This window comes from Kribbella sp. NPDC026596 (assembly GCF_040638415.1).
Taxonomy (GTDB): domain Bacteria; phylum Actinomycetota; class Actinomycetes; order Propionibacteriales; family Kribbellaceae; genus Kribbella.
In genome coordinates, this window is sequence record NZ_JBEZYF010000010.1 from 87551 (window position 1) to 100813 (window position 13263).

11 protein-coding genes are annotated in these 13263 nt (G+C 67.0%); all 11 read right to left on the reverse strand.

Annotated elements, in window-relative coordinates; all coding sequences use genetic code 11:
- Positions 1-5: 5 nt before the first annotated feature.
- The 11 genes from rplB to AB0E63_RS10945 all read right to left on the reverse strand — a co-directional run bounded on the left by rplB (position 6) and on the right by AB0E63_RS10945 (position 13204).
- Positions 6-839, reverse strand: a complete 834-nt coding sequence (rplB, locus tag AB0E63_RS10895) for a 50S ribosomal protein L2 (RefSeq protein ID WP_360364118.1) — start codon at positions 837-839, stop codon at positions 6-8.
- Positions 839-1144 carry a 50S ribosomal protein L23 gene (rplW, locus tag AB0E63_RS10900; protein ID WP_360364120.1) on the reverse strand — a complete coding sequence of 102 codons (306 nt, stop codon included), beginning with the start codon at positions 1142-1144 and terminating at the stop codon, positions 839-841. Before rplW ends, rplB begins: the two co-directional genes overlap by 1 nt.
- On the reverse strand, positions 1141-1833 hold the full coding sequence (rplD, locus tag AB0E63_RS10905; protein WP_360364122.1) for a 50S ribosomal protein L4: 693 nt from the start codon (positions 1831-1833) through the stop codon (positions 1141-1143). The genes rplW and rplD overlap by 4 nt, the downstream gene beginning before the upstream one ends.
- Positions 1830-2486 carry a 50S ribosomal protein L3 gene (gene rplC / locus AB0E63_RS10910; protein WP_360364124.1) on the reverse strand — a complete coding sequence of 219 codons (657 nt, stop codon included), beginning with the start codon at positions 2484-2486 and terminating at the stop codon, positions 1830-1832. Before rplC ends, rplD begins: the two co-directional genes overlap by 4 nt.
- A gap of 28 nt (positions 2487-2514) precedes the next feature.
- On the reverse strand, positions 2515-2823 hold the full coding sequence (gene rpsJ, locus AB0E63_RS10915; RefSeq protein ID WP_012923688.1) for a 30S ribosomal protein S10: 309 nt from the start codon (positions 2821-2823) through the stop codon (positions 2515-2517).
- 362 nt (positions 2824-3185) lie between these two features.
- Complete coding sequence (tuf, locus tag AB0E63_RS10920; RefSeq protein WP_360364126.1) at positions 3186-4379, reverse strand: elongation factor Tu; 1194 nt, start codon at positions 4377-4379, stop codon at positions 3186-3188.
- A gap of 73 nt (positions 4380-4452) precedes the next feature.
- Positions 4453-6564 (reverse strand): elongation factor G, encoded by a 2112-nt coding sequence (gene fusA / locus AB0E63_RS10925; protein ID WP_360364128.1) that lies wholly within the window; start codon positions 6562-6564, stop codon positions 4453-4455.
- A 71-nt stretch (positions 6565-6635) separates the two neighbouring features.
- Positions 6636-7106: a 30S ribosomal protein S7 gene (rpsG, locus tag AB0E63_RS10930; protein WP_130384648.1), complete on the reverse strand. Its 471-nt coding sequence runs from the start codon at positions 7104-7106 to the stop codon at positions 6636-6638.
- On the reverse strand, positions 7106-7480 hold the full coding sequence (gene rpsL, locus AB0E63_RS10935; protein ID WP_328526112.1) for a 30S ribosomal protein S12: 375 nt from the start codon (positions 7478-7480) through the stop codon (positions 7106-7108). Before rpsL ends, rpsG begins: the two co-directional genes overlap by 1 nt.
- 351 nt (positions 7481-7831) lie before the next feature.
- Positions 7832-9121: a nuclear transport factor 2 family protein gene (locus AB0E63_RS10940; RefSeq protein WP_360364130.1), complete on the reverse strand. Its 1290-nt coding sequence runs from the start codon at positions 9119-9121 to the stop codon at positions 7832-7834.
- A 222-nt stretch (positions 9122-9343) separates the two neighbouring features.
- Complete coding sequence (locus tag AB0E63_RS10945) at positions 9344-13204, reverse strand: DNA-directed RNA polymerase subunit beta' (protein WP_360364132.1); 3861 nt, start codon at positions 13202-13204, stop codon at positions 9344-9346.
- Positions 13205-13263: the final 59 nt, after the last annotated feature.

The window sequence follows — 13263 nt, forward strand, 5'->3', positions numbered from 1 at the left end:
TCCTATCAGCGCTTCTTGCCGGCCTTGCGGCGCCGGACGATCATGCGGTCGCTTTCCTTGCGGGTACGGGTACGGCCCTCGGGCTTGCCCCACGGGGACACCGGGTGGCGACCACCCGAGGTCTTACCCTCACCACCACCGTGCGGGTGGTCGACCGGGTTCATCGCGACACCGCGGACGGTCGGGCGCTTGCCCTTCCAGCGCATCCGGCCCGCCTTGCCCCAGTTGATGTTCGACTGCTCGCCGTTGCCGACCTCACCGAGGGTGGCGCGGCAGCGCACGTCGACCATCCGGACCTCGCCGGACGGCATCCGCAGGGTGGCCATCCGGCCCTCCTTCGCGACCAGCTGGATGCTGGCACCGGCCGAGCGGCCCATCTTCGCGCCGCCACCCGGACGCAGCTCGACGGCGTGCACCGTGGAGCCGACCGGGATGTTGCGCAGCGGCAGGTTGTTGCCCACCTTGATGTCGGCGGCCGGGCCGTTCTCGACGATCGTGCCCTGCTTCAGGTTCGACGGGGCGAGGATGTAGCGCTTCTCGCCGTCGACGTAGTGCAGCAGCGCGATCCGCGCGGTGCGGTTCGGGTCGTACTCGATCTCGGCGACCTTGGCCGGCACGCCGTCCTTGTCGTACCGCTTGAAGTCGATCAGCCGGTACGCGCGCTTGTGACCGCCGCCCTGGTGCCGAGTGGTGATCTTGCCGGAGTTGTTCCGGCCACCCTTCTTCGGCAGCGGACGCAGCAGCGACTTCTCGGGGGTCGAACGGGTGAGCTCGACGAAGTCGGCCACGCTCGAGCCACGGCGGCCCGGCGTCGTCGGCTTGTACTTGCGGATTCCCATTACGACTGGCCTCCGAAGATGTCGATGCGGTCGTCACCCTTGAGGGTCACGATCGCCCGCTTGGTGTCCGGGCGCTTGCCCCAGCCGGTACGCGTCCGGCGGCGCTTGCCCTTGCGGTTGATGGTGTTGACGTCGCTGACCTTGACCTTGAAGACCTTCTCGACCGCGAGCTTGATCTCGGTCTTGTTGGATTCCGGGGCGACCTCGAACGTGTACTTCTGCTCGTCCAGCAGGCCGTAGCTCTTCTCGCTCACGACCGGCCGCAGCAGCACGTCGCGCGGGTCCTTGTTGACTCCGTGGCTCATGCTTCTACCTCCTCGGCTTCGGTCGACGTCGCGACAGCCTTCACGGACTTACCCTTGGGCGCGCCGGCGACGAAGCTGTCGAGGGCACCCTTGGTGAACACGACCGCGTCACTGACCAGAACGTCGTACGCGTTCAGCTGGTCGGCGGCGATCAGGTGGACGTGCTGCACGTTGCGCAGGCTCAGCCAGGTGAGGTCGTCGGCACGCTCGAGGACGACCAGGACCTTGCCCGGCTCGGCGGTCTCGGCCAGCACGTTCAGCGCGGCCTTGGTGGACGGCGTGTCGCCGTCGACGAACTTCTCCACCACGTGCACACGGCCGTCGCGGGCCCGGTCCGACAGCGCACCGCGGAGCGCGGCGGCGATCATCTTCTTCGGGGTCCGCTGGCTGTAGTCGCGCGGCACCGGGCCGTGGACGACGCCACCACCGGTGAACTGCGGCGCGCGGGTCGAGCCTTGACGGGCGCGACCGGTGCCCTTCTGGCGGTACGGCTTGGCGCCACCACCGGATACCTCGCCCCGGGTCTTCGCCTTGGCCGTGCCCTGCCGGGCGGCCGCCAGCTGGGCCACCACGACCTGGTGGATCAGCGGGATGTTGACCTGGACGTCGAACAGCTCGGCCGGAAGCTCGGCGGAACCCTTCTTGCTGACCTTGTCGCCCTTCACGACGACGACGTCGACGGTGCTCACTTCGCAGCTCCCTTCGCGGCGTTGCGGATCAGCACGAGGCCGCCCTTCGGACCGGGAACGGCACCCTTGAGCAGGATCAGGCCGCGCTCGGTGTCGATGGCGTGCACGCTGATGTTCTGCGTGGTGATCTGCTCCGCGCCCATCCGGCCCGCCATCCGCAGGCCCTTGAAGACCCGGCCCGGGGTGGCGCAGCCGCCGATGGAACCCGGCGAGCGGTGCTTCTTGTGGACACCGTGGGTGGCGCGCAGGCCGTGGAAGCCGTGCCGCTTCATCACACCGGCGAAACCCTTGCCCTTGCTGGTGGCGGAAACGTCGACCCGCTCACCGGCCTCGAAGGCCTCGGCCTTGATCTCCTGGCCCAGGGTGTACTCGCTGGCGTCGGCGGTGCGCAGCTCCACCAGGTGGCGCCGCGGCGTCACGCCGGCCTTGTCGAAGTGTCCGCGCATCGGCTTGGTCACCTTGCGGGGGTCGATGTCCCCGAAGGCGATCTGGACACCGTCGTACCCGTGGCTGTCCGAGGTACGCACCTCGGTCACGACGCACGGGCCGGCCTGGATCACGGTGACGGGGACGACGCGATTGTTCTCGTCCCAGGTCTGGGTCATGCCGAGCTTGGTGCCCAGCAGACCGCGCGTGTTCTTGGAAGTCTTCATTACGGGGCTCATTGGTTGTTCGCGTCCCTCAGAGCTTGATCTCGATGTCGACACCGGCCGGCAGGTCGAGCCGCATCAGCGAGTCGACGGTCTTCGGCGTGGGGTCGATGATGTCGATGAGCCGCTTGTGGGTGCGCATCTCGAAGTGCTCGCGGCTGTCCTTGTACTTGTGCGGCGAGCGGATGACGCAGAACACGTTCTTTTCCGTCGGCAACGGCACCGGGCCAGCAACCTTCGCACCAGTACGCGTCACCGTGTCGACAATCTTGCGCGCCGAGCTGTCGATGACCTCGTGGTCGTAGGCCTTCAGCCGGATGCGGATCTTTTGTCCCGCCATCGCTTCGCTTCGTCCTTCTCTATCGTCTTCGCGTTCGTTGCTCCGACCCCCGAGGTCGGGTGTGTCGCGCACTTGGAAACGCGCGTGACTCACCGCTTCATCGACCTGGATTGGCGATCGGGGCCCGGTCTCGGACCGGAACCTCGGCATGGTCTCCGGTCCGGCGCACCAGCCAGACCGAAAAATGGTCTGGGGCGCGCCCCGGCGGCCTCGCCTGAGCAACCTGAATATTGTGCCAGAGATCGGCGCCGAAACGCCAATCGGGTGGCTTCACGCCCGATCCGGACCACCTGGCCCCGGATCGGGCAACAAAGCAGAGGTCCGCGGGGCTCAGATGTCGAGCCCTCGCGGACCTCGTGAGATCACTTGAGGATCTTGGTGACCCGGCCGGCGCCGACGGTGCGGCCACCTTCACGGATCGCGAACTTCAGGCCCTCTTCCATGGCGATCGGCTGGATCAGCTCGACCGACATGTCGGTGTTGTCGCCCGGCATGACCATCTCGGTGCCCTCGGGCAGCGTGACGACGCCGGTGACGTCCGTGGTGCGGAAGTAGAACTGGGGTCGGTAGTTCTGGAAGAACGGCGTGTGCCGGCCGCCCTCCTCCTTCGACAGGATGTAGACCGAAGCGTCGAAGTTGGTGTGCGGGGTCGTGGTGCCCGGCTTGATGACGACCATGCCGCGCTCGACGTCCTCGCGCTTGGTGCCACGCAGCAGCAGACCGACGTTCTCACCGGCCTGGCCCTCGTCGAGCAGCTTGCGGAACATCTCGATACCGGTAACCGTGGTGGTCTGCTTCTCCGGACGGATGCCGACGATGTCGACGGTCTCGTTGATCTTGACGACACCGCGCTCGATCCGGCCGGTGATGACCGTGCCGCGACCCGTGATGGTGAAGACATCCTCCACCGGCATCAGGAACGGCTTGTCGATCTCGCGGACCGGCTGCGGGATGTAGGCGTCGACCGCGTCCATCAGCTCGATGATCGACTCGCTCCACTTGGCGTCACCCTGGAGAGCCGGGTGCGCCGCGACCTTGATGACCGGGGCGTTGTCGCCGTCGAACTCCTGCTCGGAGAGCAGCTCGCGGACCTCGAGCTCGACGAGCTCCAGGATCTCCTCGTCGTCGACCATGTCGCACTTGTTCAGCGCGACCACCATGGCAGGCACGCCGACCTGGCGGGCGAGCAGCACGTGCTCACGCGTCTGCGGCATCGGGCCGTCGGTGGCGGCGACGACCAGGATCGCACCGTCCATCTGGGCCGCACCGGTGATCATGTTCTTGATGTAGTCCGCGTGACCCGGGCAGTCGACGTGGGCGTAGTGCCGGGCCTCGGTCTGGTACTCGACGTGCGCGATGGAGATGGTGATACCGCGCTGACGCTCTTCCGGCGCCTTGTCGATCTGATCGAAGGCCGATGCCTCGTTGAGCGTCGGGTACTTGTCGTGCAGCACCTTGGTGATCGCCGCGGTAAGAGTGGTCTTACCGTGGTCGATGTGACCGATGGTGCCGATGTTGACGTGCGGCTTAGTCCGCTCGAACTTCGCCTTCGCCACTGGGGCCCTCCTAGTAAATGTTGACTACGCCGTACGCCGACGCGCTGTGGGTTGGTTGGTCCAGAACGAGAAACTACTCGCCCCGGGCCTTCTTGATGATCTCTTCCGCCACGTTCTTCGGAACCTCGGCGTAGGAATCGAACTGCATCGAGTAGGACGCGCGGCCCTGCGTCTTGGAACGCAGGTCACCGACATACCCGAACATCTCGGACAACGGCACCAGGGCCTTGATCGCCCGGCTGCCACCAGGGCCCTCGTCCATCGACTGGATCTGGCCGCGGCGTGAGTTGAGGTCGCCGATCACTTCACCCATGTAGTCCTCGGGCGTGATGACCTCGACCGCGAACATCGGCTCCAGGATGACCGGGGTCGCCCGGCGGGCGGCGTCCTTGAAGGCCATCGAACCGGCGATCTTGAAGGCGAGCTCGGAGGAGTCGACATCGTGGTAGGCACCGTCGGTCAGCGTCACCTTGACGTCGACCATCGGGTAGCCGGCCAGTACGCCGAACTCCATCGCCTCCTGGGCGCCCTCGTCCACCGACGGGATGTACTCCCGGGGGATGCGGCCACCGGTGACGGCGTTGACGAACTCGTAGCCGCCCTCGCCACCGGCCTCGACCGAAGTCGGCTCGATGTTGATGATCACACGCGCGAACTGACCCGAACCGCCGGTCTGCTTCTTGTGCGTGTAGTCGACCTTCTCGACCTTCTTCTTGATGGTCTCGCGGTAGGCGACCTGCGGCTTGCCGACGTTCGCCTCGACGCGGAACTCGCGCTTCATCCGGTCGACCAGCACCTCGAGGTGCAGCTCGCCCATGCCGGCGATGATCGTCTGGCCGGTGTCCTCGTCGGTCCGGACCTGGAAGGTCGGGTCCTCTTCGGCCAGCCGCTGGATCGCGACGCCCAGCTTCTCCTGGTCGCCCTTCGACTTGGGCTCGATGGCGACCGAGATGACCGGGGCCGGGAACTGCATCGACTCCAGCACGACCGGGTTCGACGGGTCGGACAGGGTCTCGCCGGTGGTGGTGTCCTTCAGACCCATCACGGCGACGATGTGGCCGGCGCCGATCGACGCGATCTCCTCACGCTTGTTCGCGTGCATCCGGTAGATCTTGCCGATCCGCTCCTTGCGCCCCTTGGTGGGGTTCAGGACCTGGGTGCCGGTCTCCAGCTTGCCGGAGTACACCCGGATGAAGGTCAGCTTGCCCAGGTGCGGGTCAGCCGCGATCTTGAACGCCAGCGCCGAGAACGGCTCGCTGTCGTCCGGCTTGCGCAGGACGACCTTGTCGCTGTCCTTGACGTCGTGGCCCTCGATGTCGGGCACGTCGAGCGGGCTCGGCAGGAAGGCGTTGATCGCGTCGAGCAGCGGCTGGACGCCCTTGTTCTTGAACGCCGTACCGGTCAGCACCGGGGTGAGCTTGCTGGCGATGGTCGCCCGGCGGATGGCCGCGACGATCTGCTCCTGGGTGGGCTCGTCGCCCTCCAGGTACATCTCCATGATCTCGTCGTCGGCCTCGGCCAGCGTCTCGATCAGCTTGTCGCGCCACTCGGCGGCGATCTCGGTGTGGGTGGCCGGGATCTCCTCGACGGTGTAGTCCTCACCCATCGTGGTCTCGCCGCGCCACGTCAGCGCACGCATCCCGACCAGGTCGACGACGCCGATGAAGTCGGACTCGGAGCCGATCGGCAGCTGCAGCACCAGCGGCACCGCGGCCAGCCGGTCGACGATCATGTCGACGCAGCGCATGAACTCCGCGCCGGTCCGGTCCAGCTTGTTCACGAAGCAGATCCGCGGTACGCCGTACCGGTCCGCCTGGCGCCATACGGTCTCCGACTGCGGCTCCACGCCGGCGACACCGTCGAACACCGCGACGGCACCGTCGAGGACGCGCAGCGAGCGCTCCACCTCGACGGTGAAGTCGACGTGGCCCGGGGTGTCGATGATGTTGATGGTGTGGTCTTTCCAGGTGCAGGTCGTCGCGGCGGACGTGATGGTGATGCCGCGCTCCTGCTCCTGCTCCATCCAGTCCATCGTGGCGGCGCCGTCGTGGACCTCACCGATCTTGTACGTGATACCGGTGTAGAAGAGGATCCGCTCGGTCGTCGTCGTCTTACCGGCGTCGATGTGGGCCATGATCCCGATGTTGCGGACCATCGCCAGGTCGGTGGTGATTTGTACGGCCACCTCGGTGGTCTACCTCTCGATTCTGTACTGCGTCAAAGGGGTGAGTGCTGGGGTCCGGATCGGACCCCGGATCACCAGCGGTAGTGGGCGAAAGCCTTGTTGGCTTCGGCCATCTTGTGCGTGTCCTCGCGGCGCTTCACCGACGCACCGAGACCGTTGGACGCGTCCAGGATCTCGTTCATCAGGCGCTCGGACATGGTCTTCTCGCGACGCGCACGGGAGTACGACGTCAGCCAGCGCAGGGCCAGCGTGGTCGAGCGACCGGGCTTGACCTCGATCGGCACCTGGTAGGTGGCACCACCGACGCGGCGGCTCTTCACCTCGATGCTCGGCTTCACGTTGTCCAGCGCACGCTTCAGCGTGATCACCGGGTCGGTGCCGGTCTTGGTGCGAGTGCCCTCGAGCGCGTTGTAGACGATGCTCTGCGCGATCTGCTTCTTGCCGTCGACCAGGATCTTGGAGATCAACTGGGTGACGAGCGGCGAACTGTAGACCGGGTCGATGATGACCGGGCGCTTCGGGGCCGGGCCCTTGCGCGGCATTAGCTCTTCTCCTTCTTCGCGCCGTAGTGGCTGCGGGCCTGCTTACGGTTCTTCACACCCTGGGTGTCGAGCGAACCGCGGATGATCTTGTACCGGACACCCGGGAGGTCCTTCACACGACCGCCACGCACGAGCACGATCGAGTGCTCCTGCAGGTTGTGGCCGACGCCGGGAATGTACGCGGTGACCTCGATGCCGCTGGTCAGGCGGACACGCGCGACCTTGCGAAGGGCCGAGTTCGGCTTCTTCGGCGTGGTCGTGTAAACGCGCGTGCACACACCGCGACGCTGAGGGGAACCCTTCAGGGCGGGCGTCTTGTTCTTGGACACCTTGTCCTGGCGGCCCTTGCGGACCAGCTGCTGAATGGTGGGCACCGCGTAGGTCTCTTTCTGTCGTCCGGCTATCTCTCTGCTGTTGCTTGCCTGACCCCCGCGGTCGGGTGTGTCGCGTGCGCACGGGAGTACCGGAGCCGTAATCTTCCAGACTGTCGGCAGGAGTCCCATGCCACGCGCGCAGACCCGGAATGACGAGGGGCACGCATGACGGCCCAGGATGACCCGGGCACGATCGTTAAGACTAGCGGCTGGCTCAGGCACGGTCAAAATGAGTAACCGACCGCGGCTGAGGTCTCTCCGCTGATCCAGTCTACAGGGTCGCTGGAGTCACCCTGTGCAGGTACGACGGTAAGACCACTTGGCCGCGGCCGTGCGCTCGAACCCGGCCGATCAGGCCCGGAACTCGACCTCGGTGATCAGCCCGTCGGCGGCCCGGTACAGCGCGAGCTGCGCAGCCGGCTCACCGGTGTCGTAGGCGAGCATGTGCTCGACCACCCACTCGCCGAGCATCAGCTTCTGCACCACCTCGGTCTTGCAGCGCCCGGCGTCGAACCGCGGCCGGTAGTACTCCCGCAGGAACCGGCGGCCCTTCCCTTCGGTGCCATCCGCGAGCAGGATCCGCGCGGTCGGCGAGTACATCGCCAGGAACGCCTCCAGGTCGTGCGCGGCGTAGGCGGCGTGCTCCCGGCCGATCACGCGCGCGGCCGGGGTGTCCGCGGCCACCGTGGCGGCTCCCAGGTCGGCCAGCGGCGCCGGCGTCACGGCAGGGGCGGGGGTCGGCAGGGTGGGAGTCGGCAGCGTGGGAGTCGGGGCCGGGGTGGCGGGCGCCGGCAGGCTGGCGGGTTCAGCGGGTGCCTTGGGCTGCCTGACGGCTACAGCCGGCTTCGCGGCGGCCGGCGTACGCCTGGTGGTCTTGGCTTTGGGTGGGGGGACGAGGAGTTGTTCCTGGCCGTCCGGGTCCTCGCCCAGGTGGGCGATCGCCCAGTCCAGGGCCTTGGTGACGGCGGCGCGTGATTCTTCGGTGTGGTCGAGCATGTCGAACCCGTGGTGCCCTTTCGGTACGTCGATGATGTCCAGCGCGGCGCCACCGGCGGAGACGAACTCCGCAACCGGGCCGGCGAGCTCCTCGTGCTCGAGCCCGGCCCGGGTCAGCAGCACCGGCAGGTCCTTGTGTTTGCCGATCACTTCGGCAGCGTTGACCAAATCGTCGACACCGGGCGGGGTGGCGAGCAGGGGGTAGGTCAGAGCGACCCAGCGCAGCCAGTCGGGGCGGCTGTCCAGCCACTCCCCCGCCAGCAGGCCTGCGCCGGAGAAGAACCACAGGCCGACCCGATCGGGGTCGACGCGCGGATCGGACCGCAGTACGCCGACAGCGGCCTCCACCTCGTCCGCGGCGGTGACCAGGTGGTCGAAGCCGTGGATCAGGCTGTGGTCGACGACAGCGGCCACCAGGCCCCGCCTGGCGGCAGCCGTCGCGTAGCCCCGGTACACCGGCCACTCCCGAGGCATCACCTCGAGGCCGGCCGGCCCTGGACCCCCGTGCACGAACAGAACCGCACCGGTCCGGGCAGTCCCGGCCGGGCGGTAGAAGTCGATCTCCCCGAGCCGGTCCACCCGCACGTCAGGTCCGTCCAGAACGCCCAGGACGAAAGGCCGCAGGTAGGCCGGGAGATCCGTCATGGGCCAATCTTGGCGCATCAGCCGGACACTTTCAGCCGCCACCCCGAGTGTCGTGCCCGGACGGCGTCCGGAACGGATCCGAAACGCCGGATTTCCATCTCTGCCAAGCGTTTGAGCCACCCGCAAATACCGCGAGGGCGGCACCCCCCTTTGATGGGGAGTGCCGCCCTCGGTAGTGCTTCTTTCCCCGCCCCACCGCCCCGGTCAGGGGGGTGACTCGGCTCAGTTCTGGTAGGAACCGAGGTCGAAGTCGTCGAGCGGGACCGACTGACCGGTGGACGGGCCGAAGTCGTAGTCGTACGACTCGTAGCCGACCATCGAGTACATCGCGGCCTTCGCCTCCTCGGTGGGCTCCACCCGGATGTTGCGGTACCGGTCCATGCCCGTACCGGCCGGGATCAGCTTGCCGATGATGACGTTCTCCTTCAGACCGACCAGCGAGTCGGACTTGCCGTGGATCGCGGCCTCGGTGAGGACGCGGGTCGTCTCCTGGAAGGAGGCGGCCGACAGCCACGACTCGGTGGCCAGCGAGGCCTTGGTGATGCCCATCAGCACCGGACGACCCGAGGCCGGCGTACCGCTCTCGGCCACGACGCGACGGTTCTCCGCCTCGAACATGATCCGGTCCGCGAGCTCACCGGGCAGCAACTGGGCGTCGCCCGACTCGATCACCGTGACCCGGCGCAGCATCTGCCGGACGATGATCTCGATGTGCTTGTCGTGGATGGCCACACCCTGCGACCGGTACACCTCCTGGACCTCGTCCACCAGGTGCTCCTGCGCCTTGCGTACGCCGAGGATCCGCAGTACCTCCTGCGGGTCCGGCGTACCCTGCGTCAGCTGCTGACCGACCTCGACGTGCTGACCCTCTTCGATCAGCAGGCGGCCACGCTTGGACACCGGGTAGGCGACCTCCTCGGAACCGTCGTCCGGGGTGAGCACCAGCTTCCGGGTCTTGTCCGTGTCCTCGATCGAGATCCGGCCCGCGGCCTCCGAGATCGGCGCCTTGCCCTTGGGCTGGCGGGCCTCGAAGAGCTCGACCACACGCGGCAGACCGTGGGTGATGTCATCACCCGCGACACCACCGGTGTGGAAGGTCCGCATCGTCAGCTGCGTTCCCGGCTCACCGATGGACTGGGCCGCGATGATGCCGACCGCCTCGCCGATGTCGACCGGCTTGCCGGTCGCCAGCGAACGCCCGTAGCACTTCGCGCAGGTCCCGGTCTTGGCGTCGCAGGTCAGCACGGAGCGGACCTTGACCTCCTCGACCCCGGCCTCGACCAGCTTCGCGATCGAGACGTCGCCCAGGTCGCTGCCGGCCGTCAGGACGACGGTGCCGTCGGCACCGGCCACGTCGGTGGCCAGCGTCCGTGCGTACGCGCTGGTCTCGACGTTCTCGGCGTGCACGACCTTGCCGTCCGGACCGGGCTCGCCGATCTTCTTCGGCAGGCCCCGCTCGGTACCGCAGTCCTCCTCGCGGATGATCACGTCCTGCGAGACGTCCACCAGACGACGGGTCAGGTACCCCGAGTCGGCGGTCCGCAGCGCGGTGTCGGCCAGACCCTTCCGGGCACCGTGGGTGGCGATGAAGTACTCGACCACCGACAGACCCTCACGGAAGTTGGACTTGATCGGCCGGGCGATGATCTCACCCTTCGGGTTGGCCACCAGCCCACGCATACCGGCGATCTGCCGGATCTGCATCATGTTGCCTCGGGCACCCGAGTGGACCATCATCCAGATCGGGTTGGCCTTCTCGAAGTTCTCCTCCATCGCCTTGCCGACCTCGGCGTTGGCGCCGGTCCAGATCTCGATCAGCTCCTGGCGCCGCTCGGACGAGGTGATCAGACCTCGCTCGAACTGCTTCTGGACCTTCTCGGCCTGCGACTCGTACCGGGCCATGATCTCCGGCTTGGACGGCGGCGTGCTGAAGTCGTCGATCGACACGGTCACACCGGACCGGGTGGCCCAGCGGAAACCGAGGTCCTTCAGCGCGTCGAGGGCGTTGGCGACCTCGACCTTGGAGTACCGCTCGGCCAGGTCGTTGACGATCCCGCCCAGCTGCTTCTTGCCGACCTCGACGTCGACGAACGGGTAGTCCGTCGGCAGCGCCTCGTTGAACAGCGCCCGGCCCAGCGTGGTCTCCAGCGAGAACCCGCCACCGGGCAGCTCGGTGGCACCAGCCGGTACGCCGGACTCGTCCAGACGCAGCGTGACCTTGGCCTGCAGCGACAGTTCCTTGCGGTCGAAGGCCATCAGCGCCTCGGCCACCGAGCTGAAGGCCCGGCCCTCGCCCAGCACGCCTTCCTTCAGCATGGTCAGGAAGTAGATGCCGATGATCATGTCCTGCGTCGGCATCGTGACCGGACGGCCGTCGGCCGGCTTCAGGATGTTGTTCGTCGACAGCATCAGGATCCGGGCCTCGGCCTGCGCCTCGGCCGACAGCGGCAGGTGCACCGCCATCTGGTCACCGTCGAAGTCCGCGTTGAACGCGGAGCAGACGAGCGGGTGGATCTGGATCGCCTTGCCCTCGATCAGCTGCGGCTCGAACGCCTGGATGCCCAGCCGGTGCAGGGTTGGTGCACGGTTGAGCAGGACCGGGTGCTCGGTGATGACCTCTTCCAGCACGTCCCAGACCTGGGCGCGCTGACGCTCGACCATCCGCTTGGCGGACTTGATGTTCTGCGCGTGGTTGAGGTCGACCAGCCGCTTCATCACGAACGGCTTGAACAGCTCCAGCGCCATCGCCTTCGGCAGACCGCACTGGTGCAGCTTCAGCTGCGGGCCGACCACGATCACCGAACGACCGGAGTAGTCGACGCGCTTGCCGAGCAGGTTCTGACGGAACCGGCCCTGCTTGCCCTTGAGCATGTCGGACAGCGACTTCAGCGGCCGGTTGCCCGGGCCGGTGACCGGACGGCCACGACGGCCGTTGTCGAACAGCGCGTCGACGGCCTCCTGCAGCATCCGCTTCTCGTTGTTGACGATGATCTCCGGCGCGCCCAGGTCGAGCAGTCGCTTGAGCCGGTTGTTCCGGTTGATCACCCGGCGGTACAGGTCGTTCAGGTCCGAGGTGGCGAACCGGCCACCGTCGAGCTGAACCATCGGCCGCAGGTCCGGCGGGATCACCGGGACGCAGTCGAGCACCATGCCCATCGGGCTGTTGTTGGTCGCCAGGAACGCGGTGACGACCTTGAGCCGCTTCAGGGCGCGGGTCTTGCGCTGGCCCTTACCGGTCTTGATCGTCTCGCGCAGGTTGTCCGCCTCGGCCTTCAGGTCGAAGGTCTCCAGCCGGCGCTGGATCGCGGCGGCACCCATGGCGCCCTCGAAGTACTTGCCGAACCGCTCCTTCATGGCGCGGTAGAGGATCTCGTCGCCCTCGAGGTCCTGGACCTTCAGGTTCTTGAACCGGGTCCAGACCTCGTCGAGGCGGTCGATCTCGCGCTGCGCACGGTCGCGCAGCTGCTTGACCTCACGCTCGGCGCCTTCCTTCACCTTGCGGCGAACGTCGGCCTTGGCGCCCTCGGCCTCGAGCTGCGCCAGGTCCTCCTCGAGCTTCTTCATCCGGGTCTCGATGTCGTTGTCGCGCCGGTTCTCGAGCTGCTTGCGCTCGACGTCGGTCCGGCCCTCCAACGACGAGAGGTCGCGGTGCCGCGCCTCGTCGTCGACGTCGGTGATCATGTACGCCGCGAAGTAGATGACCTTCTCCAGGTCCTTCGGGGCGAGGTCGAGCAGGTAGCCGAGTCGCGACGGGACACCCTTGAAGTACCAGATGTGGGTGACCGGCGCGGCCAGCTCGATGTGGCCCATCCGCTCGCGGCGGACCTTGGAACGGGTGACCTCGACGCCACACCGCTCGCAGATGATGCCCTTGAAGCGAACGCGCTTGTACTTACCGCAGTAGCACTCCCAGTCCCGGGTGGGACCGAAGATCTTCTCGCAGAAGAGACCGTCACGCTCGGGCTTGAGCGTCCGGTAGTTGATCGTCTCGGGCTTCTTGACCTCGCCGTGCGACCACTGGCGGATCTCATCCGCGGTCGCCAGGCCGATCCGAAGCTCGTCGAAGAAGTTCACGTCGAGCACGATGTGTTATCTCCCGTTGCTAAAAATGGTCTGAGTGAGTTGGTTGTTGATCTCAAGCG

Coding starts and splice junctions, on each gene's coding strand:
- rplB (WP_360364118.1), bottom strand. CDS start 839: ATGGGAATCCGCAAGTACAAGCCGACGACGCCGGGCCGCCGTGGCTCG.
- rplW (WP_360364120.1), bottom strand. CDS start 1,144: ATGAGCCACGGAGTCAACAAGGACCCGCGCGACGTGCTGCTGCGGCCG.
- rplC (WP_360364124.1), bottom strand. CDS start 2,486: ATGAAGACTTCCAAGAACACGCGCGGTCTGCTGGGCACCAAGCTCGGC.
- rpsJ (WP_012923688.1), bottom strand. CDS start 2,823: ATGGCGGGACAAAAGATCCGCATCCGGCTGAAGGCCTACGACCACGAG.
- rpsG (WP_130384648.1), bottom strand. CDS start 7,106: ATGCCGCGCAAGGGCCCGGCCCCGAAGCGCCCGGTCATCATCGACCCG.
- AB0E63_RS10940 (WP_360364130.1), bottom strand. CDS start 9,121: ATGACGGATCTCCCGGCCTACCTGCGGCCTTTCGTCCTGGGCGTTCTG.